At 71.8% G+C, this 21,893-nt stretch carries 17 protein-coding genes; 12 read left to right on the top strand and 5 right to left on the bottom strand.

Translation table 11 applies throughout. The features are described 5' to 3' along the window. Positions 1-381: 381 nt before the first annotated feature. Both ACIQM3_RS18405 and ACIQM3_RS18410 read right to left on the bottom strand, forming a co-directional pair. On the bottom strand, positions 382-1,137 hold the full coding sequence (locus ACIQM3_RS18405; RefSeq protein WP_401625159.1) for an SDR family NAD(P)-dependent oxidoreductase: 756 nt from the start codon (positions 1,135-1,137) through the stop codon (positions 382-384). Positions 1,138-1,196: 59 nt separating this feature from the next. Then, on the bottom strand, positions 1,197-1,664 hold the full coding sequence (locus ACIQM3_RS18410) for a MarR family winged helix-turn-helix transcriptional regulator (RefSeq protein WP_401625162.1): 468 nt from the start codon (positions 1,662-1,664) through the stop codon (positions 1,197-1,199). 91 nt (positions 1,665-1,755) lie between these two features. On the opposite strand from ACIQM3_RS18410, the gene ACIQM3_RS18415 reads away from it, so the two are divergent. Then, positions 1,756-4,248: an FUSC family protein gene (locus ACIQM3_RS18415; protein WP_401625165.1), complete on the top strand. Its 2,493-nt coding sequence runs from the start codon at positions 1,756-1,758 to the stop codon at positions 4,246-4,248. A gap of 271 nt (positions 4,249-4,519) precedes the next feature. Continuing rightward, positions 4,520-5,599 (top strand): alcohol dehydrogenase catalytic domain-containing protein, encoded by a 1,080-nt coding sequence (locus ACIQM3_RS18420; RefSeq protein WP_401625168.1) that lies wholly within the window; start codon positions 4,520-4,522, stop codon positions 5,597-5,599. Positions 5,600-5,831: 232 nt separating this feature from the next. On the opposite strand, the gene gndA is transcribed toward ACIQM3_RS18420, so the two are convergent. From gndA to ACIQM3_RS18435, 3 genes are all read right to left on the bottom strand, one after another. Next, positions 5,832-7,271: an NADP-dependent phosphogluconate dehydrogenase gene (gene gndA, locus ACIQM3_RS18425; protein ID WP_401625171.1), complete on the bottom strand. Its 1,440-nt coding sequence runs from the start codon at positions 7,269-7,271 to the stop codon at positions 5,832-5,834. Positions 7,272-7,470: 199 nt separating this feature from the next. Continuing rightward, a complete protein-coding gene (locus ACIQM3_RS18430; RefSeq protein WP_401625174.1) occupies positions 7,471-9,303 on the bottom strand; it encodes an ABC transporter ATP-binding protein in 1,833 nt (610 codons plus the stop codon). 510 nt (positions 9,304-9,813) lie between these two features. Continuing rightward, the gene (locus ACIQM3_RS18435; RefSeq protein ID WP_401625177.1) at positions 9,814-10,290 is read right to left on the bottom strand and encodes a DUF5709 domain-containing protein; all 477 of its coding nucleotides are present in this window, start codon (positions 10,288-10,290) and stop codon (positions 9,814-9,816) included. Between the two features lie 214 nt (positions 10,291-10,504). On the opposite strand from ACIQM3_RS18435, the gene ACIQM3_RS18440 reads away from it, so the two are divergent. From ACIQM3_RS18440 to ACIQM3_RS18485, 10 genes are read left to right on the top strand one after another with little or no spacing between them, the layout of a single operon-like run. Next, positions 10,505-11,761, top strand: coding sequence for an ATP-grasp domain-containing protein (locus ACIQM3_RS18440; RefSeq protein ID WP_401625180.1), 1,257 nt, complete (start codon positions 10,505-10,507; stop codon positions 11,759-11,761). After that, positions 11,758-12,597, top strand: coding sequence for a Rossmann-like domain-containing protein (locus ACIQM3_RS18445; RefSeq protein ID WP_401625182.1), 840 nt, complete (start codon positions 11,758-11,760; stop codon positions 12,595-12,597). The genes ACIQM3_RS18440 and ACIQM3_RS18445 overlap by 4 nt, the downstream gene beginning before the upstream one ends. After that, a complete protein-coding gene (locus tag ACIQM3_RS18450) occupies positions 12,594-13,679 on the top strand; it encodes a PLP-dependent cysteine synthase family protein (RefSeq protein ID WP_401625185.1) in 1,086 nt (361 codons plus the stop codon). Before ACIQM3_RS18445 ends, ACIQM3_RS18450 begins: the two co-directional genes overlap by 4 nt. Beyond that, entirely contained in the window at positions 13,676-14,743 is a 1,068-nt protein-coding gene (locus tag ACIQM3_RS18455) for an enolase C-terminal domain-like protein (RefSeq protein WP_401625188.1), read from the top strand. The genes ACIQM3_RS18450 and ACIQM3_RS18455 overlap by 4 nt, the downstream gene beginning before the upstream one ends. Beyond that, a complete protein-coding gene (locus ACIQM3_RS18460; RefSeq protein ID WP_401625191.1) occupies positions 14,740-16,014 on the top strand; it encodes an MFS transporter in 1,275 nt (424 codons plus the stop codon). The genes ACIQM3_RS18455 and ACIQM3_RS18460 overlap by 4 nt, the downstream gene beginning before the upstream one ends. Continuing rightward, entirely contained in the window at positions 16,011-16,850 is an 840-nt protein-coding gene (locus tag ACIQM3_RS18465) for a class I SAM-dependent DNA methyltransferase (RefSeq protein ID WP_401625194.1), read from the top strand. The genes ACIQM3_RS18460 and ACIQM3_RS18465 overlap by 4 nt, the downstream gene beginning before the upstream one ends. Beyond that, the gene (locus tag ACIQM3_RS18470; protein ID WP_401625197.1) at positions 16,847-18,442 is read left to right on the top strand and encodes an ABC transporter substrate-binding protein; all 1,596 of its coding nucleotides are present in this window, start codon (positions 16,847-16,849) and stop codon (positions 18,440-18,442) included. Before ACIQM3_RS18465 ends, ACIQM3_RS18470 begins: the two co-directional genes overlap by 4 nt. After that, positions 18,439-19,392: an ABC transporter permease gene (locus tag ACIQM3_RS18475; RefSeq protein WP_401625200.1), complete on the top strand. Its 954-nt coding sequence runs from the start codon at positions 18,439-18,441 to the stop codon at positions 19,390-19,392. The genes ACIQM3_RS18470 and ACIQM3_RS18475 overlap by 4 nt, the downstream gene beginning before the upstream one ends. After that, on the top strand, positions 19,389-20,198 hold the full coding sequence (locus ACIQM3_RS18480) for an ABC transporter permease (RefSeq protein WP_401625203.1): 810 nt from the start codon (positions 19,389-19,391) through the stop codon (positions 20,196-20,198). The genes ACIQM3_RS18475 and ACIQM3_RS18480 overlap by 4 nt, the downstream gene beginning before the upstream one ends. Then, on the top strand, positions 20,195-21,742 hold the full coding sequence (locus tag ACIQM3_RS18485; RefSeq protein WP_401625206.1) for an ABC transporter ATP-binding protein: 1,548 nt from the start codon (positions 20,195-20,197) through the stop codon (positions 21,740-21,742). Before ACIQM3_RS18480 ends, ACIQM3_RS18485 begins: the two co-directional genes overlap by 4 nt. The last annotated feature ends 151 nt before the right edge of the window (positions 21,743-21,893 follow it).

Below are 21,893 nucleotides of genomic sequence, written 5' to 3' on the forward strand. Positions count from 1 at the left end.
AGGCCTGGCTGGGGCCGGATCTGGACCCTGTCCCCTGGATCGGCGCCGCACCAGAACCAGTAGGCAGGCTGAGCGAGGGATTGTCGTACAGGGGTGCCTGCCGTTCGCGGCGTGACGAGGCGGCCCCGTCCGAGCGCCGCCACCGGCTCGCTCTACGGCCCGTCAGCCGCCGGGACAGCTCACGATCGTCCGGGTCACGGCCCGGGAGTTCTGCGTGCATTACCGACCCGGCCTCTCGGCTGCGACGGGGCTCCGTACTTCGCACGCGGCCAGACACGCGACCTACAGGTCCTCACACCGCGCCACGCACCCCGGCCCGACCGGGTTCTTCCACAGTCCTGTTGACGTACTTCCTGGCGCGGAGACCCGCTGTCGGCATGGTCAGCGGACCATGCCGAGCCCTCCGTTGACGGAGATGATCTGGCCGGTGATGAAGCGGGCTCCGTCACTGGCGAGGAAGACCATGACCGGCGCGAAGTCGCGCTCGGGGTCGCCGAGTCGGCCGCCGAGGGGGATGCTGGAGTAGATGTCTCCGCGTTCCTGGGCGCCATTGGCGGTCATCGGGGTCTGAACGGCGGGCACCACCGAGTTGGCCCGGATGCCCTCGGGCCCCCATTCGCCGGCGATGGTCCGCGTCCAGGCCATGACGCCTCCCTTGGAAGCCGCGTAGGCGCCCAGCCCCGGCATGGCCGTCAGGCCGGCGTCGGAGCCGAAGTTGAGCACAACGCCCGATCCCGCCTCGCGCATCGTCCGGTAGGCCGCCTGATTGGTCAAGATCGTGCCGCGCAGGTTGATCCCGAGGACGAAATCCAGGTCCTCATCGGTGAACTCTGCGGCAGGGCGGGCACGCTGCACGCCCGCGATGTTGACCAGCACGTCGAGACCGCCCAGATCAACGACCGCGGCGGAGAAGGCCGCGTCGACCTCGGCGCGGTCGGTGACGTTCGCATGGTGGTACGTCACCTTCCCCGGCCCTTGGAGCGTGGCCTCCTCCGCGACCCGTCGGCCCAGGTCGTCCTTGACGTCCACCGCGGCGACCTCGGCGCCTTCGGCGGCGTAGGCCCGTACCGTCGAGGCGCCCATCCCCTGTGCGGCGCCGGTCACGATGATCTTCTTGCCTGCGAGTTGCATGGTCATCTCCAATTCCCTTTTGCTTGTTGCGTATCGGACCGATGCCGTCGGTGATCCCGGCGGGCTCACGGTGACAGGTACCGGTCGGTGATGGCCTGGTTGTAGCGGGCGAACATCCCGGCGATCGCGTGGCGGTCGTCCTCGGACCAGTCGGCCAGCATCTCCGCGGTGCCGATACGGCGTCGTCGGCGGACCGCCTCCATCGCGTCCCGCCCCTCAGCGGTCGGTGTCACGACGGTGCGGCGGCGGTCGTCGGGATCGGTCGCACGGGTGGCGAATCCCGCCTTCGCCATGGCCGCCACTTGGCGGGCGGCCGTCGACGCGTCCAGTCCGAGCTCGGCCGCCAGGGTCGCGATATCCGTGGGGCCGAGCACGTCGAGCGCGCGCAGCAAGAGGTACCCGGCCCGGTCGACCTCCAGGTAGAAGTCCGCGCGCCGCCGGATCAGCTCCAGGTTGCGTACCAGCATCGCGGTCTGGAACTCGACCACATCCATCGGATCCCAGCCCGCCTGGTCGATTCGTTCACTGATCACGGTGTTCCCTCGCGCCTTCGACATCCTGTCATTTACAGGTATCGTACATCTAAATACAGGTATGATGCATCTATTGGAAGGGGCGCTCGCGGTGAGTTCCACGAACGCGACGTCGGGTGCTGCGGCCGGGTGGGCCGCGCGTCTCGCCAAACGGCTGGCGGCCATGGACCCGGGCCTCGCCCGGTGGCGTGTGGCCTGGGCGGCCACGGTGAGCATGGGCGTCGCGCTCGCGGTCGAGTTCGCGTACGTGCGCCTGGCCTTCCCCGGGCGGAGCGCGCAGACGGCCATGCTGCTCGGTGCGGTCGCCGCGATGCAGGGGTCCGCCCTGGTCCTGCAGAGGTCTGCGGCGGCGCGGCTGCGTTTCGGGCTGACACAGCCGGTGGCGGCCGGTGCGGGCCTTTCGGCGGGGGTTCTCGCACATGCCGCGTTCGGCAGCGGCTGGCAGCTCGACTGCGCTCTGGTGGTGGCGACCTTCCCGGCGGTGGCCGTCCGCCGGTTCGGGCCGGCATTCAGCGTGCTGGGACTGATGGGATGGGCCGGGTTCTACATCGCCACCATCTTCGCGCCACCGCTGTCGGACCTGCCGTTCCTGCTGTCGGCGGAAGCGGTCTCCGGGGTGTGCGCCGGTGCACTGGCGCTGGTGCTCTTCCGGCACCGGCCTCGTGCGTCGTTGCGCCATGTGCTGCGTGCCTGGCACGCACAGGCCGCGGCGGTGTTCCGCCGCGCCGAGCGGTTGTTGGACGAACCGGGTGCGCGCCGACGCGACGGGCTGGCGTCACGGCACGGGCGTCTGGCCCACACCGCGCTCGTCGTCGAGGGGTGGCTCGCCGATCCGGGGGCCGACGCGAACGAATCGGCCGTTCTGGCCCGCCACCGTCTGATCGGCAGCCAGTCGGCCATCGACACCATCGTGGCCTCGGTGCTGTCCCTGACCGTCGCAGGCAGGAAAGCGTCCCCCGACGACCCCGGCGTCCGTGCCGCGGTGGAGACGCTGCGCCGCCTCGCACAGTCGGATCACCGCGGAGCCCGGCGCGGTGCACTGCGCCTCCTGGACCTGCTGTCGCAGCATCCGGACACACACGAGGACACCTGTGGTGACCTACGGAGACTGTCGACGGCGGTCATCGCGTTGGCCGACGCGGAAGCCGCGCGAGCCGATGGAACAGGGGCCCTGCGGGAAGCGGCCGAGGCTGCCCGGTTCACGCCGGTGGTGGCCGTGGCCGCGAGTGGCGCGCTGCCCGGAGCCGCCGGGCCGGCGGCCGCGATCCGGCCACGCGGAGCCGGCCTGCTGGGCTGCCTCGGCCGGAAGCCGCTGAGCCTGCCCATGCGGCAGGCCGTGCAGACCACGGTCGCCATGGCCCTCACGGTCCCGCTCGGCAGGCTCGTTTCCCCGGCGCAGAGCTACTGGTCGCTGATTGCCGTGTTCATCGTGTTCCTGGGCCCGGCGACCCGGGAGGAACTCGCGGTCAAGGGCCGGGACCGGGTCGTGGGCACGCTGGCCGGTGTCGTCGCGGCGGTACCCGTCAACCACCTGATCCACGGCGATACGGCGGCAGTGATCGTCGTGGCTCTGGTCAGTTGCCTGCTGGGGCACTTTCTGGTGAACCTCTCCTACTCGTACATGGCCTTCTTCATCACCGTCTGCGTGTTCCAGCTGTACGCGAACATGCACCAGTACGAGACAGGAATGCTGGTCACCCGCATCACCGAGACAGCGCTGGGCGCCGCAGTCGCGATCGCCGTCGCCGCCCTGGTCCTGCCCGTCAGCGCCCGGGACATCGCGGACGTCGCACGCCGGAGGTATCTGCGGTCCGTCGGCCAGCTGCTCGACGACATCGAGACCTCGGTGGCGACCGGGGAGTGGCACGACGAGGCCCGGCTCGGGATGCGGTCGCGCATCGCGGACGAGCACGCCCGACAGCTCACCGCGGCGGCCCGGCCGCTGGCGCAGCTGTCGTGGACGCCGACGAACCGGGAGCGGATCCGTGCGGGGCTGGAGGGGCATGCCGCACTCGCCTCCCGGCTGCGCGGGCTGACGGTGTCCCTGTTCCAAGCGCCGAATGCCTTTTCGCAGGAGGGCGCCGCAATCCGTTACCTCGCGCACCTCGCGCACAGTCTCGCCGAGCCGCGTACTGCTCGCGGTCCCGAGAACGCGCATCCGCTCAAGGGCGAGCCGAATCCCGTGACGCACCATCTCCACCAGATCGCCGAACTGCTCCACGCGGCGCTCCCGGCGGGTTCCCCGCTCCCCAGCCTCCCGGACAGTGATCGGCCTGACGGGGCAGTGCTGTCGGGATACGTACGGGCCCGCACCGGCGCACCCATCGACGGGGCGACGGTCATCGCCACGGACCCCGGCAGCGGGGCACTCGCGGCGCGCACCCGTGGGGGTACCGACGGCCTCTACCGCCTGCGCTCGCACACACCCGGCGTCCACATGATCACGGTGTCCGCCCCGGCGCACGAACCGCTCGCGACCTGGGCCCTGCTCGACCACGAACGGCCCGGCACGGCCGACTTCGTCCTCGACCCGGCCGGCGACGACACGGGGCCCGGTCAGCACGTCGTCGACGATCCGCGATGACGCCGACCGCTCGCTCCCGGCGGGTCGACCGTGTCGACGGTGCCCACCCGGCCACCCGAACCGGCACCGGCGGTCCCGGCCGGGAACGGCGCCGCCGCGACCGGTCTTGGGCGCGCGCCACGGTGGCGGCGGGTACTCAGCCCGGTTGCCGCGTCCAGTCGTCCGGCAGGACCTGTCCTCGGGCGCCTCCGGCGGAGCACGGTGTCCGGGCAGCCGGGCGCTGAACACCGTGGAGACCGGGAGCGAGTTCCGGCGAAAGGAGAACGAGAGAGTGAGGAAACCCATGAAGGCCGTCCAGTTGCTGGAACCCGCCAAGGTCGAGCTGACCGAGGTACCCGTCCCCGAGATCGGCCCGTCCGAGGTGCTGTTGAAAGTCCGCGCCGCGGGTGTGTGCCAGACCGATGTGCACTTCCGCCACCTGGAGGAAGAAGCGGTACCCCGCGGCACCGTCCTCGGGCACGAGATCGCCGGTGAGGTGGCCTCGGCGGGGGCCGCCGTGACCGGCTGGGAGCCGGGAGACGCCGCAGTCGTCTATCCCTGCTGGGGATGCGGCACCTGCCGGATGTGCCTGGCCGGACGGCACAACATGTGCCGACGGACCGGTGGCCGTTTCATCTCTCCACCCACCCCCGGAGTGAGCCGGGACGGGGGGATGGCCGAGTATGTCGCCGTACCCGCCTGGGCCCTGGTCCCCATCGGCGATCTCGACCCGGCTCTCGCCGCGCCCCTCGCAGACGCCGCGCTGGTCCCCTACCACTCCGTCCACGCCGTCAAGGACCTGCTGGTCCCCGGCTCCACCGCGGTCATCATCGGAGCCGGCGGACTCGGCCAGATGGCCGCCCAGATCCTGCGCGCCCTTACCAGCGCACAGGTGATCGCGCTCGACGTCAACGACGACGCCCTCACCGCCGTACGCGACGAGGTCGACGCCACGCTGCGCTCCGACTCGTCCACGGTCGTCACCGACGTGCTGGCTCTGACCGGCGGTTACGGTGCCGAGGTGGTGTTCGACTTCGTCGGTCGCGACAGCACCATGGCCCTGGCCGCCGGTCTGGTCGCCCCCGGCGGAGCGATCCGCTTCATCGGCCTCTCGAACGGCGTCTACCGCTTCACAGCCGGCTCCGGCGTGACCGACCTCCCCTGGGAGGTCTCCGTCACCCGCCCCTACAGCGGAACGATCGGCGAACTCGCCGACATCGTCGCCCTCGCCCACGCCGGCAAGATCCGGCCCCAGGTGCGGCGCTTCCCCTTCGACCAGGCCCTCAAGGCCCTCGAAGAACTGGAAGCGGGGCGGATCCGAGGCCGCGCCGTCCTGACTGTCGCCCCGAGCCCCACCGGCACCGAAGTCTGATCCGCCCGGCCCGAGGACCCCGAGTACGTGCGCCGGTTCCAGGAAAGGCTCACCCCCCGTTCGCTGTCTGCGGGCCGGGGGGGTGAGCCGAGCTGGCACGGGTTCGGGCGCCCCGTCCTTGTGTCGCGGTGAGATGGACGGGAGCGTGGCCCCGTCCGTCTGCTCTGATCGCTTCAGCCTCCCGATCGCCTCTGAGGCGATTCCGCTCCGGCGTCGGCTTTCATCGGGTGGGTCAGCTTTCGACTTCGGTCTTGTCGCCGCCCCAGAGGGTGTGGAACGTGCCCTCGCGGTCGGTGCGGTGGTAGGTGTGCGCGCCGAAGTAGTCGCGCTGGCCTTGGGTGAGGGCGGCGGGGAGGCGTTCGGCGCGCAGTGAGTCGTAGTAGGCGAGGGTGGCGGCGAAGGCCGGGGTGGGGACGCCCTGGGTGACGGCGGTGGCGATCACGGCGCGCCAGTCGTCCTGGGCAGCGGCGATCTCCTCCGCGAAGCTCTTGTCGGCGAGGAGGCTCGCCATGTGGGGCTGGGCCTCGTAGGCGCTGGTGATGCGGTCGAGGAACGCGGCACGGATGATGCATCCGCCGCGCCAGATCGCGGCGACCTTGCCGAGGTCGATGTTCCAGTCGTACTGCTCGCTGCCGGCGGAGATCTCGTGGAAGCCCTGGGTGTAGGCGACGATCTTCGAGGCGTACAGGGCCTGTTCGACCTGGTCGGCGAAGGCCGCCGCCTCGTCCTTGCCGAGGTTGCGGGCGGTCGGTCCGGCGAGGTCGCGTGAGGCGTCGCGGAGGTCGGCGTGGCCGGAGACGGAGCGGGCGAAGACGGCCTCGGCGATGCCGGAGACGGGAACGCCCAGGTCGAGGGCGATCTGCACGGTCCAGCGGCCGGTGCCCTTCTGCTCCGCCTGGTCGAGCACGACGTCCACGAAGGGCTTACCGGTCGCCGTATCGACGTGCGAGAGCACTTCTGCGGTGATCTCGATCAGGTAGGAGTCCAGGCGCCCGGTGTTCCAGGTGCGGAAGACGTCCGCGATCTGCGCGGGGGAGTACCCGGCCACGTCGCGGAGCAGGTGGTACGCCTCGGCGATGAGCTGCATGTCCGCGTACTCGATGCCGTTGTGCACCATCTTCACGAAGTGTCCGGCGCCGTCGGGGCCGATGTGCGTGACGCACGGCGTGCCGTCCTTGGCCTTCGCCGAGATCTTTTCCAGCATCGGCCCGAGCGAGTCGTACGACTCCTGGCTGCCGCCCGGCATGATGCTCGGTCCGTTGAGCGCGCCCTCCTCGCCGCCGGAGATGCCGGTGCCGACGAAGTGGATGCCCTGCTCGCGCAACTCGCGCTCCCGGCGGCGCGTGTCTTCGAAGTGCGCGTTGCCTCCGTCGATGATCACATCGCCGGGTTCCAGGAGAGGCGCGAACTCCGCGATGACAGCGTCCGTGGGCTCTCCGGCCTTCACCATGACGACCAGGCGTCGTGGCCTTTCCAGGGCTGCCACGAAGTCCTCGGCACTCTCGGCCGCGATGAAATCACCCTCGGCGCCGAACTGTTCGACGAGTTCGTGGGTGCGGGCGGCCGTGCGGTTGTGCAGGGCGACGGTGTATCCGTTGCGTGCGAAATTCCGGGCCAGGTTGCGTCCCATGACGGCAAGTCCTGTGACACCGATCTGCGCTGTGCTGCTCATTGTGGCTATGCCTGCTTCCGGTCTCGTGGTGTTCGGCAATTCGGCCGACCGCCAGGATGGAACGGGTTACCGAGCTTACGAGGTACGGACGATCGCGGGCCGAGAGGCTGCCATGGTGTCGCCCATGTGGCCGTGGACGTGACACGCCCACGGCCACCGTGGTCAGGGATCGGCCGGGTGTGGCACCGCGGCCCCGCCGTTATCCCGCCTGTTCGGCCGCGGCGGTCGGCGCGTCGGTGTCGGACTCGACGAGGAACCCGCCGGACTGGTGGTGCCAGAGCTTGGCGTACGCGCCGTCGGTGAGCAGGAGTTCGTGGTGCGTGCCCTGCTCCACGATGCGGCCGTGGTCGAGCACGATGAGGTGGTCCATGGCGGCGACCGTACTCAAGCGGTGCGCGACGACGAGGGCGGTGCGGCCCTCCATCAGCTGCCACAGCGCCTGCTGGACGAGGGTCTCGCTCTCGGAGTCGAGCGCACTGGTCGCCTCGTCCAGCAGCAGGATCGGCGCGTCGCGCAGGATCGCCCGGGCGAGGGCGACCCGCTGGCGCTGCCCGCCGGAGAGCTTGACCCCGCGTTCCCCGACCATCGTGTCGAAGCCCGCCGGGAGCTGGTCGGCGAACTCGGTGACATGGGCCGCGTCGGCGGCGGCGCGGATCTCGGCGTCGGTCGCGTCAGGGCGGGCGAAGAGGATGTTCTCGCGCAGGGTGCGGTGGAACATGGCCGGTTCCTGCGGGACGTACGCGATCAGGCTCCGTAGGTCCGACTGGCGCAGGCGGCTGATGTCCTGGCCTCCGATCAGGATGCGGCCGGACCGGACGTCGGCCATCCGCAGCAGCAGCCGGGTGAGCGTGGTCTTGCCGCCGCCCGACCGTCCGACCAGGCCGATTCTCGCCCCGCTCGGCACGTCCAGTTCGAGGCCGTCGAAGATCGGGTCGCCCCCGTCGTGCGCGAAGGTGACGCCCTCGAAGCGGACGTCCGCGGCCCTCGGGGCCAGCGGCTCGGGGGTCGCGGGGTCGGTCACGGTGGGCTGTACGAGGAGCAGTTCGGTGAACTGGGCCGCCTCGGTCATCGAACTCTCGAGGCGGCGGTAGATCTGATTGAACTCGAACATGATGCGGGTCGAGCCGGTGTAGTACGTGAAGGCGACCACGATCGCCTCCACGCTGCCGCCGCCGGCGCCGATCCCGACGGCGAGGAGCAGGCCGAGTCCGTTGGTGAGAACGGACAGCGGTGCGACGAGTGTGTCGATGCGGAGATTGCCGTAGTCCCACGAACGCAGCGTCAGCCGCCGGGACTCCGCGACCCGTGCCCGGTGTTCGGCGGCCTCACGCTCCTCGGCCGCGAAGGCGCGCACGGTGTCCATGTTCATCAGTGCGTCGGACACGTGGCCCGAGACCCGGGCGATCGCCTCCTCGCGCCGGTTGACCAGCTTCTGGCGGCGTCGGATGAGGGGCGCGGCGCACACGGCGGTCAGCGTGATCATCGTCAGCAGGCCGGCCACCAGCAGGGGGTCGTAACTCCACAGGATCACCGTGCCGAACAGCAGCGGGGCCAGGCTTCCGACGACGTTGAACGTGAGGGTGTCGACGAACTCCTCGAAGCGGGCGGCGTAACTCAGCACCCTTTTGGTCAGGGATCCGGCGAAGTTGTCCTGGAAGAACGAGGCGTCCTTGGCGAACAGTTCGTCCATGCCAGTGACGTACAGGTGCTCGATGCCACGGGCGTCGACGCGGTTGAGGCAGTGGAGCCCCGCCCGCCAGAAGGTCTCCGCCAGGAGCAGGACCCCGGCGAACACACCGACGTACGGGAGCGCCTCGCGGATGCCTATGGCTCCGTCGTCGGCGATCCGGCCGACGAGTTTCGCGACCACCAGTGGCGCGACGTATGTGATTCCGATGTTGCCGAGGGCCGGGAGCGCCAGTGCGGGAACGGAGAGTCCGCGCTGGCGGGACAGTTCCCGTAAGTAGTTGCGGAGTGCGAGCCGGACCGGGCCCTTGCGCGGTCCGGTGCCGTGAGACTGCTGCGATCCCATGCCGACCTCATGTCGTTATGTCGTTTCGCGGGCAGTTGCTCCGGGCTTCACCGCGGTGGGGGCTGCGCCCTGAAGGGCGCGGCACCGTACCGGGCGGAGCGCTCGCCGCCCGTCCGTGGCGAGAGATCCGGGGGAGGCAAGTCTTCCGTGGCCGGGCGGTCGGCGTCCAAGTGTTTTCGGGGGGACGGGCAGGGCGGCGGCGCATTCCGGCCGGTCCGAGGGTGCCGGGAAGCGGGCAAGCCGGGTTACGACCGGCGTCCGCCGTCGATGGCGCGGGGCTCGGTCGTGAACCCGGTCCCTTCGAGGATCGTCACTGTCGCGCGCGTCCCCGTCGACAGGGTGGTTCCGGGACATCGGTCAGCAGACGGTGTGGCCGGTTCCCGCCCCCCTGCCCGGCCGCCGCGGTGGGGCAGCCGGCCATGGGTCGGCTCATTCGGCTCCCTCGCCTCGGCGCCGGCCTCGTCGGTGCCGTGCCGTGGGCGCCCCGGGGTCGAAACCGCCGGTGTGCCCTCAGCGCGCCGGCTCCTCCCCGAACAGGTCCCTCTCCTCGGGGATCAGGTGCATCGCCGCTTCCTCGGCCGAGGCCGCCGCGCCGTCGATGCCGACATCCTGAGCCGTGAGGGTGGATGGCACATGCCCGTCACCCTCCTGCGTGAGCCGGCCCGCGCGGCCCGTCCCCACCTCGGTGTCGTAGAGCTCCCCGTCGCCGTCCGCCAGATCCCCCGGACCGTCCTGGGGTGGGGCCATGTCCTCGGGAACCTCCCTCGTCAGGCGCCTGTCGAGGGATTCGCCCGTGTGCTGCTCCGAGGCGGTGGTGCCCTCGTCGTCGACCACCCAGGGCCGGTCCGGCGGGGAGTAGCCCTCGTCCAGGACGTCGTCGATCGCGGACGTGTCCAGGGTGTCCTCGAGATCCAGCAGGTCATCGGGGTCGGAGGCCTCCGGCTCCTGCGGCTGGTAGACGTCGTCCCCCCGGTCGCTGTCAGTCATGGCGTGGTCCCTTCCTCCGGGTCCCCTATTTGCAATTCCACTCCGGTCCGGCGAGGGGCGCAACGGAAGCCGTTTCCCGTCAGTGGTGACGTTGTTTTAGATGACAATGAAAACGATTGTCGATAGCGTGTGTGCGGTCGGGCCGGATGCTTCCGCGTCAGGGGTGACCCCTGCCTGCCCGCAATCCCAACTGCACTGTGAGAAGGGGGAGCTCGTGGCTCATCTGTTGGTTGTCGAGAGCTGGGTCGGATCGATGAGCAGACTGCTGCCGCGGGCCCTGGGGGAGGGCGGACACCACTTCACCTTCCTCACCCGCGATCTGCACCACTACCTCCGAGCGGCACCGGAGGGGGCAGGACATCCGCTGCTCACCGCCCGTAACGTCGTCACGGGGTCCACCAATGACGTCGACACACTGCTTCCCCAGGTCGAACGGTTGCATGCTGCTCTGTGCTTCGACGGAGTGGTCACGTCCTGTGACTACTACCTGCCGGCCGCAGCGAGGATCGCCGCCCTGCTGGGTCTGCCGGGTCCCTCGGCCGAAGCCATGGAGAACGCCTGTCGCAAGGACGCCACCCGTCGCGTCCTGGCCGCCGCCGGTGTCCCCGGCCCCCGCTTCGCGGTGTGCGCGGACGGGGCGGAGGCCGCCGTGGCCGCCAGGGACATCGGCTATCCGCTGGTGGTCAAGCCGGTGGACCTCTGTGCGGGCATGTTCGTACGCAGGGTCGACGACGCGGAACAGCTGGCCGCGGCATGCCAGGCGCTGGCAGGCTTCCCGCGCAACGCCAGGGGGCAGCGGCGCGCACCCCACATCCTGCTCGAGGAGTTCCTCCGCGGTCCCGAGGTGAGCGTCGAGACCGTGACCTGCCGCGGCGTCGCGCACGTCGTGGGCGTCACGGACAAGAGCGTCGGCGGGGCCCCGGCCTTCGTCGAGACCGGCCACATGTTCCCGGCCGCCCTGGACCCGGACGACGTGGCCGCCGCGACCGGCACCGCGGTGAGCGCCGGGGCGGCGCTGGGGCTCGACGACGTCGTGGCACACACCGAGATCAAGCTGACGGCCGACGGTCCCCGGGTCGTGGAGGTCAATCCCCGCCCGGCGGGCAACCGCATCACCGAGCTGGTCCGCCACGTCACCGGGATCGACCTCGCCGCGGCCTGCGTCGATGTGGCGCTCGGCCGGGAACCCGACCTCCGCCGCCGTGACACGGGGCTGCGCAGTGCGGCCATCGGGTTCCTCGTCCCCGGAAGCGCGGGCACCCTCGTGGCCGTGGAGGGTGCCGACGGCGTGCGGGACGCCGACGGGGTCCTGGAGGTCCAGCTCGCCGAGGCGGGCCGCACGGTGGAGGCGGCGGACAGCAACAACGCGTATCTCGGGCACATCATGGCGGGCGACGCCGGCGGACTCGGCGCACGGGCCCGTGTCGAGGCGCTGCTCGCGGACGTACGCCCCCGGCTGGTGCGCTCATGACGACGGCCTCGCCCGACCGGGCCCCGTGTCTCGGCACCCTCCTCCAGCGGGCACTCCACGGCGAACTCGGCCCGGACCCCCTGGCCCGCCGCATCGCCGTGGCCTTCACGACCTCCCAGGCCGTACGGCACGACGGGCGGCGTGGCGGATACCGCAACGAGGTCCTCAGCCTCCGGCTCGGCCGCGCCGTCGGGTCGTGCGCGGTCGAACCCGGGGCGCTTCCCGCCGGAACCGTCGAGGACTGCGCCGGCGCCGACGTGGCCGCACTCCTCGCCCACCCGCTGCTGCCCGTGCGCGTCGCGGCGCTGGACGCCTACCTGATGGACGTCATGCCCCACACCCCGTCCAACGGCGCGCAGCCGGTGACCATCCCCGCCGGGAGCTCGCTGGAGCGTTCGCAGGCGCGGGCCGCCGCCCTGACCGACCTGCTGGACCTGGAGCCCGGCTCCACCGTCCTCGTCGTCGGGGTCGTCAACTCGCTGCTGGCCGAGCTGCGTTCGCGCGGCCTCACTGCAATTCCCTGCGACCTGAAGGGCGGCACCACCGAGTGGGGCGAGCCCATCACGCCGGACGCCCTCGGGGAGATCGGCCGCTGCGACGCGGTGCTGGCCTCCGGTATGACACTCGGCAACGGAACCTTCGACCCGCTGCGCCGGAGCTCCCAGGAGCACGGGAAGCCACTGGTCATGTTCGCCCAGACCGGAAGCGCGGTCCTGCCCCGCTTCCTGGGCGCCGGAGTGACCGGCGTCTGCGCGGAACCGTATCCCTTCTTCTGGCTCGACGGCGGGCCCGGAACCATCCACCACTACCGCGCGGACGACGGAGGCACCTCGTGACCACGGCATCCCTGCCCGCCCTCGCCCCCAACCGCGAGCTCCTCTCCCTCCTCGGCCGGACCCCGCTGGCCAGGATCACCACCGGACTGCCCCTGCCCCACCCCGGCTTCTGGGCCAAGCTCGAAGGACACGCCGTCGGCGGGATGAAGGCACGGGCCGCCGTCTCCATGCTCCTGGGTGCCGAGGAGCGCGGCCAACTACTCCCAGGCGCACCGGTCGTGGAATCGACCTCCGGCACACTCGGCATAGGACTCGCCTTCGCCGGGCAGGCCCTCGGGCACCCCGTCGTGCTCGTCGGCGACAGCGAACTCGAACCCTCCATGCGGCAGTTGCTCCGCTCGTACGGCGCGCGCCTCGAGATCGTGGACCGCCCCGCCGCGCACGGCGGCTGGCAGGGAGCACGTCTGGAGCGACTGCACGACCTGCTCGGCCGGCTGCCCGGCGCCTACTGGCCCGACCAGTACAACAACCCTGACAACACCGCGGGTTACGCCTCGCTCGCGGCCGAACTGGCCACCCAGCTGGACCGCCTCGACATCCTCGTCTGCAGCGTCGGCACCGGGGGTCACAGCGCCGGGATCGCCGGACCGCTGCGCAGACACTGGCCCGGCCTGCGCATCGTCGCCGTGGACTCCACCGGATCCACGATCTTCGGCCAGGCCGCCGCGCCCCGGCTGATGCGCGGTCTCGGCAGCAGCATCCACCCGCGCAACGTCGCGTACGACGCCTTCGACGAGGTCCACTGGATCGGCCCGGCCGAAGCCGCCGATGCCTGCCGGCGCCTCGCCCGGGGCAACTTCGTCAGCGGTGGCTGGAGCACCGGCGCCGTCGCCCGTGTCTCCGCCTGGGCGGCCCGCACCCACCCCGGGGCCGCCGTCGCCACCGTCTTCCCCGACGGGCCCCACCGCTACCTCTCCACCGTCTACGACGACGACTTCATGACCGCCCACCAACTGGACCCCGCCCGCGCGGCCGGGACCCCCGTCGACGTCCCGCACCCGCGCGCCCCGCAGACCGGGGGCTGGTCCAGGTGCACCACCGTCACCGATCCGCTGGCGGAACGACTGGAGAGGCAGCCGTGAAACTGACCCAGCACACCGTGCGGCTCGTCCTCGCCGAGCCGCTGCGCATCTCGCGATCGACCATGACCGCCCGCGACGCCGTGCGTCTCACCGTCGAGCACGAAGGGCTCAGCGGCCATGGAGAGGCCGTCACCAGCGTCTTCTACGGCCTCGACACGCCTGCGCTGCAACGCCTCGCCACCCGTACCGGAGAGCGGCTCACCCGCTTCGACGGACCGGAGACCGCCCTGCACGCCCTGCGCGTCGGCGAGCTCACCCCACCCGGCACCCCGGCCGCCGTGACCGCCGCCACCGAGGCGGCCCTCCTCGACCTGGTCGGCAAGCGCACCGCCACCGCCGTCCACCGCTTCCTCGGCTCGCCCGCCGCACCGAGGGCCGCCACCGCCCGCACGATCTCCCTCACCACCCCGGGGCGGGCAGCGGCCCAGGCCCGGAGGCTGGCCGAAGCCGGATTCTCCGTCATCAAGATCAAGGCGGGCGACCCGGACGAGGAAGCCGATCTGGACCGGGTCCGCGCCGTCCGCGCCGCCGCCCCCGCCGCCCGTCTGCTCCTCGACCCCAACGGTGCCTGGTCGGCGGGACAGGCACGCACGCTCCTGCCCCGGTTCGCCGATCTGGGTGTCGAAGCCGTGGAACAGCCCCTCACACCCGGTGACCCGGAGGCCCTCGCGCGGCTCGCCGCCCGCTCGCCCGTCCCCGTCATCGCCGACGAGGACGCGGTCACCTACGAGGACGCGCGGCGGCTCGCCGGACGCGTCCACGGCATCAACGTCAAACTCGCCAAATGCGGCGGCGTCCACGCAGCACTCCGTATCGCCGCCCTGATCGAGGGCAGTGGCACAGACCTGATGCTCGGCTGCCTGACGGCCAGCACCCTGGGCATCGCCCCCGCCGTCCACATCGCCGACCGGGCCCGCTGGACCGACCTCGACGGCCACCTCCTGCTCGCCCACGACCCGTGGACCGGGATCGGGGGCGACGACGGCTTCGTCGCCGCCAACGGGCTCCCGGGACTCGGCGTACGGCCCCGCGCCGAAGCCGGGGTCCGGAGCGCCGCCTCATGAGGACCGTGCACGAGATCCGCGGCTTCCCGCTCGCCATCCGGCTGCTGCTGGTCAACCAACTCGGCGTCAACACAGGCTTCTACCTCCTCATCCCCTACCTCGCCACCCACCTCGGCGACAACCTGCGCATGTCGGCGGCCGTCGTCGGCATCGTCCTCGGCGTACGGAACCTGAGTCAGCAAGGCCTCTTCCTCATCGGCGGGTCCGCCGCCGACCGGCTCGGCGCCCGAGGCGTCATCATCGCCGGATGCGCGATACGCACCGTCGGCTTCGCCCTCTTCGCGTTCGGTGACGGACTGCCCGTCCTGCTCGCCGCCTCCGTACTCAGCGGAGTGGCCGGGGCCCTGTTCAACCCCGCCGTCCGCACCTACCTCGCGCAGGAGGCGGGGGAGCGCAGAGCCGAGGCATTCGCCCTGTTCAACGTCTTCGCGACGACCGGCGCCCTCATCGGACCGCTCCTGGGCAGCGCCCTGCTGCTGGTCGACTTCCGGGCGTCCGCGCTCACCGCCGCCGGCATCTTCGCCCTGCTCACCGTCGCCCAGGCCCTGGTACTCCCCGCCCGGGACGTGCCACCGGCCACGGGCAGCGTCACGTCCGACTGGCGCGAAGCCGTCAGCAACCGCGCATTCCTCGCCTTCGCACTGTCGATGGTCGGCATGTTCACCCTGGAGAACCAGCTCTACCTGCTGCTGCCGGCCGGTGCCCGCCAGGCCACCGGCTGGGACGGAGCCGCCGGACTGGTCTTCCTCGTGGGGACGATCGCGGGCATCGCCTTCCAGCTGCGGATCACCCGCGCACTCAAGAACAGGGGCACCAGAGGACGCTGGATAGCCACCGGCATGGTGCTGATGGGGCTCGCCTTCGTACCGCCGATGCTCGTCGCGGGCACGGACACACCGCCGGACGGCGCCCTGGACGCCACCCTGCGCGCCCTGCCTGTGCTGGCCGGCGCCCTCCTGCTCCACCTCGGCGTCATGACCGCGCAGCCCTTCGTCATGGAGCTGATCCCGGGCTTCGGCCGGCAGGCGCTGACGGGAACGTACTTCGGGATCTTCTACGCGGTCTCCGGCATCGCGGCGGCCGTCGGCAACGCGGCTGTCGGCTGGGCCATGGACGCCGCCCGGCGGGGCGGGGACAACAGTCCGGCCGAGCTGCTTCCCTGGGCCTGCTGTCTCGCGGCCGGGCTCCTCTCGGCGGCCGGCGTGACCTGGCTGCACCGCAAGGGCACCCTGCCACGGACACAGCCCGCGCCTGTGGCGGTGACGGCATGAAGCACCGTACGGGGAATCTGCTCACCGACCGCCCCGAACTGTACGAGGCCAGATTCCCGGACCCCGAACGCCTCGCCGGACGCTGGGCGGAGGACCTCCTGCGACTCCACGGCGCCGGGCCGGCCGTTCTGGACCTGGGCTGCGGGACCGGCCGGGACGCCGCCGTCCTCCACCGTGCCGGACGCCGTGTCACCGGCGCCGACCTCTCCGGCACCATGCTCGCCCACGCCCGCGCCCACCACCCGGGCCCGGAGTACGTACAGGCCGATCTGAGCCGGTTCGATTTCGGTCAGCGGGTCTTCGACGCCGTGGTGTGCCTGGACAGTTCGCTGCTCTACTGCCACACGAACGAGCAGCTCGACGGCTTCCTGGCGTCCTGCCGGCGCACCCTGGTGCCCGGCGGCCTGCTGGTCGGTGAGATGCGCAACGGCGCGTACTTCCTCGGCCGGGACGCACCCCCCACCGCGCCCGCCGTCTCCCGCTTCACCTGGCACGGCACGACCTACCACTCGTCCACCGCACTGCGCGTCGACCGAGCCGCACAGCTCCTGCGGCGCACACGCGTCTGGACCACCGACGACGGCGGCCCGCCCGTCGAGGAGCACTCCGCGTGGCGGCTGCTCCTGCCCCAGGAACTGCGCCACCTCCTCACCGCGCACGGCTTCGACGTACTCGCCCTGTACGACGGCCCCGGGCCACGCACCGAACCGGCCTGGCAGCCGGGAGCCGTCCCCGGTACGGCGGCCGACGGCGACCGGCTCCACGTCGTCGCGAGGAAACGGGCACCGGCATCCACCGGCAATCCAGCACATCCAGCAACGGGAGATCAGCCATGACCGCATCAGCCGACAGACACGAACGCTTCCCCGGTCTGCGCAGGCGCGGCTTCCTCGCCGCCGCCGGGGGAGCCGCAGGACTCGGCGCGCTCACGCTCGCCGGATGCTCCGCACCCACCGCCACCGAGGCCGGCTTCGGCAAGGGCGACGGCACCCCCCGGCGCGGCGGACGGGTGCGCGCCGCCTTCGCCGGGGGCGGCGCGAGCGAAACCCTCGACCCGCACCTGGGGAACCTCTTCGCCGACGCGGCACGCGGCAAGGCCCTCTTCGACAAGCTCGCCGACTACGGCGCCGACCTGGCCGCGGTCCCACGGCTGGCCGAGACATGGGAACCGAACACCGGCCTCGACCGCTGGACCATCACCCTGAGGCAGGCGGAGTTCCACGACGGGAAGCCCGTGACGGCCGACGACGTCCTGTACAGCTACCGCCGCATCGCCGACCCGGAGAAGGCGTACCGCGCCCGCGCTTCCCTGGAGCCCATCGACCTGAAGGCGAGCCGCGCCACGGGGGAGCGGACCGTCGAGTTCGTGCTCAAGCGGCCGACGGCCGAATTCCCCAACGTGATGGCCGCCTTCGGCACCTTCATCGTGCAGGACGGCGCCACCGGATTCGACCGGGAGCCCATCGGCACCGGCCCCTTCCGCTTCGTCTCCTTCGCCCCCGGGCGGTCCACCGTCCTGCGCCGCAACGACACCCACTGGGAGGGCGCCCCGCACCTCGACGAGCTCGAGTTCGTCGTCGCCAACGAGGAGTCCGCCCGGATCAACGCCCTTCTCGGCGGCCAGGTCGAGTACGCGCACGAGCTCAACCCCGCCACCGGGCGCGCCCACGAGAAGGCCGGCGCCGTCGAGATCGTCCGGCTGCGGAACAGCGCCATGCAGGCGTTCGCCATGAAGACCGACCGCCCGCCCTTCGACGACCCCCGGGTCCGCGAGGCGTTCTTCCTCATCGCCGACCGCGAGGAACTGGTGAACGGCGCGCTTTCCGGCGCGGGCGAGAAGGGCAACGACCTCTTCGGTAAGGGATATGAGTACTACGCCGACGAACTCCCGCAACGCGAACAGGACATCGGTCGCGCCCGCAGCCTGCTCAAGCAGGCCGGCGCGCAGGACCTGAAGGTCACACTCGACTCCTCCGCCGTAGCCGCCGGTTTCACCGAGGCCGCCGGGATCTTCCGGGACCAGGCGGCACGCGCCGGAGTCAGCGTCGACGTGCGGATGGGGAGCAAGGACTCCTACTGGAAGGACATCCTCGACTCCGGCACCCTGTGCTGCTACCGGTCCGGGGCCATGCCCATCGAGTCCCACATCTCCCAGCGGCTGCTCACCGACTCCACCACCAACGCCACCAGGTGGCAGGACAAGAGCTTCGACGCGCTCTACCGGCAGGCCCAGTCCACCAAGGACAGGACGGCCCGGGCGGCCCTCTACGGGCGGATGCAGCGACAGCTGCACGCCGAAGGAGGCTTCCTCGTCTGGGGCTTCGGCGACTGGATCCTCGGCACATCACGATCCCTGCGTGGTGTCGCGCGCGAAGCGCCCGCCAACACCCTGGACTGGGCGCGCTTCGACAAGGTCTGGCTGGCGTGAGCGGACTGCGTTCCTGGGTCGCCCGGCGGCTGCTCCTGGGCGCCGTGCAGACCGCGGCCGTCGTGCTGCTGGTCTTCGCACTCACCGAGGCGCTGCCGGGCGACGCCGCGGTGGCCTTCGCCGGGGACCAGCCCGACCCGCAGCGCATCGCGGCCGTCCGCGAGGCGATGGGGCTCGACCGGCCCGCCCACGAGCGGCTCGCGGACTGGGTCGTGGGGCTGCTCCACGGCGACTTCGGCACCTCGCTCACCTCCGGCCGGCCCGTCGCCCGATTCCTCGCGGACGGCTTCGGCCCCACCCTGCTCCTCGCCACCGTCGCCGTCCTGCTCCTGGTCCCGGTCGGGGTAGGCCTCGGTGTCCTCGCCGCCCGCCACGAAGGGCGGTTCACCGACCGGCTGATCAGCTCCGCGGCCCTCGGGGTCTACGCGGTGCCCGAATTCGCCCTCGGCGTACTGCTGGTGAGCGTCTTCGCCCTACGGCTCGGCTGGCTCCCGCCGACCGCCGTCGGGTACAGCACAGGGCTGCTCGCGCACCCCTCCGTGCTCGTCCTGCCCGTCCTGGTCCTGCTCGCCCGGCCCGTCTGCTCGCTGGCACGTCTGGTCCGGGCCGGCATGGTCGAGGCGCTCGCCGCCCCGTACACCGCTCATGCCGAGCGGTACGGGATCTCCGGCGTCCGCATCCGCTACGCGCACGCCCTGCCCAATGCCTTGGCCCCCGCCACGCAGCAGCTCGCCCGCACCATCGACTGGCTGCTGTGCGGCGTCATCGTCGTGGAGGCCCTCTTCGTGATCCCCGGACTCGGCACCGTCCTCATGAACGCCGTGGCCGACCGCGACATCCCCGTCGTGCAGGGACTCGCGGTGGTCTTCGGTCTCGCCACCGTCGTGCTCAACCTCGGGGCCGACCTCGTCACCCACCGCCTCGCACCACGCTCGGTGGTGGCGGCGTGAAGCGGCTCCGCAGATACGCACCCGGGGCCGTCGTAGCCGCGGTCCCGCTCGGCCTCGCCCTGGCCGGCCCGTTCCTCGTGGGAGAGCCCTCGGCCCGCGCCGCCTCCTTCACCCTCGGCGGCGGCCATCTGCTGGGCACGGACTTCGTCGGCCGGGACGTCGTTCACCAGGTGCTGCTCGGCGGACGGCCCGTGGTCCTCGTCGCGCTGGCGGCCACGGTCCTCGCGTACCTCGTCGCCCTGCCGCTCGGCCTGATCAGCGCGCTCACCCACCGGAGGTGGCTGGAGGAAGTACTGATGCGCCCGCTGGACGTACTGCTCGCCGTTCCCTCGCTGCTCATGATCCTGCTGGTCGCCGCCGTCTTCCCGCCCGGTGCGGCGGGACTCGCGCTGCTGGTCGCCTTCGTCTCCGTCCCGGACACCACCCGGATCGTGCGGGCCGCCGCCGCCGAGGCGGCGTCCCGGCCCGCCGTCGAGGCGCTGCGGATGCAGGGGGAGAGCTGGTGGCGCCTAGCCGTCGGATACGTCGGGCGGTCCATCCTGCGCACCCTGGCCACCGACGCCGGGATCCGGCTGACCGGCGTGCTCTACCTGGTCGCCACGGCCGCCTTCCTCGGCATCGGGGCCGCCCCGGACGCCGCCGACTGGGCCGTGATGGTGGATCGCAACCGGACCGGACTGCTCATCCAGCCCTGGGCGGTCGTCGTGCCCGCCCTTCTCATCGTCGCACTCACCATGGGCAGCAACCTGCTCGTCGACGCCGCCATGGAGAACCGCACCCCGCCCCGGAAGGGCCCTCGCCCATGAACGAGAACCCCGTGATCGCCTCCGTCACCGGGCTGACCGTCGAGGTCGACGGGCGGGCACTCGTCGACCGGGTCTCGCTCCGGATCAGGCCCGGCACCGTCACCGCCCTGGTCGGCGCGTCCGGCAGCGGCAAGACCACGACCGGGCTCGCCCTGCTCGGCGAATACCCCGCGGGCGCCCGAGTGACGGGTGAGGTGGCCGCGCGCGGCGCCCGGATCGGCTACGTCCCCCAGCACCCCGCGGCGGTCCTCAACCCGGCCCGTCGCACCGGCGCCCTCCTGCACGACATGGCGCGTCAGCAGGTGCGGGACCTGCCCCGGCCGCAGCGCCGGGCCGCGGCACGACAGCGCGTCACCCGAGCCCTCGCCGACGCCCAGCTCGACGGCCGCGACGAGGTGCTGAGCCGCTATCCGCACCAGCTGTCCGGCGGCCAGCAGCAGCGTGTCGTCCTGGCGCAGGCGCTGCTCCTCGGCGCCCGCGTCATCGTCGCGGACGAGCCCACCACCGGGCAGGACGCCCTGACCAAGCGCCGCATCGTCGACCAGCTCGCGGCGGTGACGGCACGGGGCATCGCCGTACTGCTGCTCAGCCACGACCTCGACGTCGTGCGCGAACTGGCCCACGAGGTAGTGGTGATGCGCGGCGGCCGCGTGGTGGAGCAGGGAACAGCCCACCGGATCCTGGACGCCCCCACGCATCCGTGGACCAAGGAGCTCCTCGCCGAACCGAGGACCCTGCCGTACGCGGACCCCGGGCGCGTCGGTGCGGAGCTGCTGAGCGTCAGCGGACTCACCGCCCGCCACCGCACCCGCGGCGCCCGCGTCCCCGTGCTGAGCGTGGACCGGCTCTCGCTCCGCAGCGGCGAATGCCTCGCCGTCGTCGGACGCTCGGGCAGCGGGAAGACCACCCTCGCCCGCTGTCTCGCGGGGCTCCACCGCGACCACACGGGGCAGATCCTGCTCGACGGCACCGCGCTGCCGCGCAGCCTGCGGGACCGCAGCCGCGAGCAGCTCGCCGCCGTGCAGTACGTCTTCCAGGACGCCCGGGCGGCCTTCGACGAACACCGGCCGGTCCTGGACCAGGTGGCACGCACGGCGGTACGACTGCACGGAACCGGACACCGGGAGGCGACAGCGGAGGCCCGGCGCGTGCTGACGGAGCTCGGACTGGACGAGGGGCTCGTCGGGAGGCGGCCCGGCCGGCTCTCCGGCGGCGAACTCCAGCGTGCCGCCCTCGCCAGAGCCCTCCTCGCGCGCCCCAGGGTGCTGGTCTGCGACGAGATCACCTCGGGGCTGGACCCGGTGGCGAGGCGGACCCTGCTGGACCTGCTCGCCACGTCGATCCGCCGCCAGGACGGTCCGAGCGTCGTGCTGATCACGCACGACCTCGACACCGCGGCCCCGGCCACCCGCGTGGCGGTGCTGGACGGCGGAGAGGTGGTCGAGGAGGGCCCCCGGGAGCAGATACTGAACGCTCCCCGGCACCCGTTCACGGTCTCGCTGCTCGGTGCCTCGCAGGGACGGGGGACCGCCCCGCGTCCCTGAAGCGGAACCGTGCCCACCCGTCCGGACGTACACTCGGCTCATGGGTCACATCGGCGTCACAGGGAAGTGCCTGCACAAGGCCGCCCCCGGTGTGCCCGCGAGCTACCGCCTCGCCCTGCACGGACACGGCTAGCGACCTTCAGCGGTTGTC

Source organism: Streptomyces sp. NPDC091271, assembly GCF_044757505.1.
Classification (GTDB): domain Bacteria; phylum Actinomycetota; class Actinomycetes; order Streptomycetales; family Streptomycetaceae; genus Streptomyces.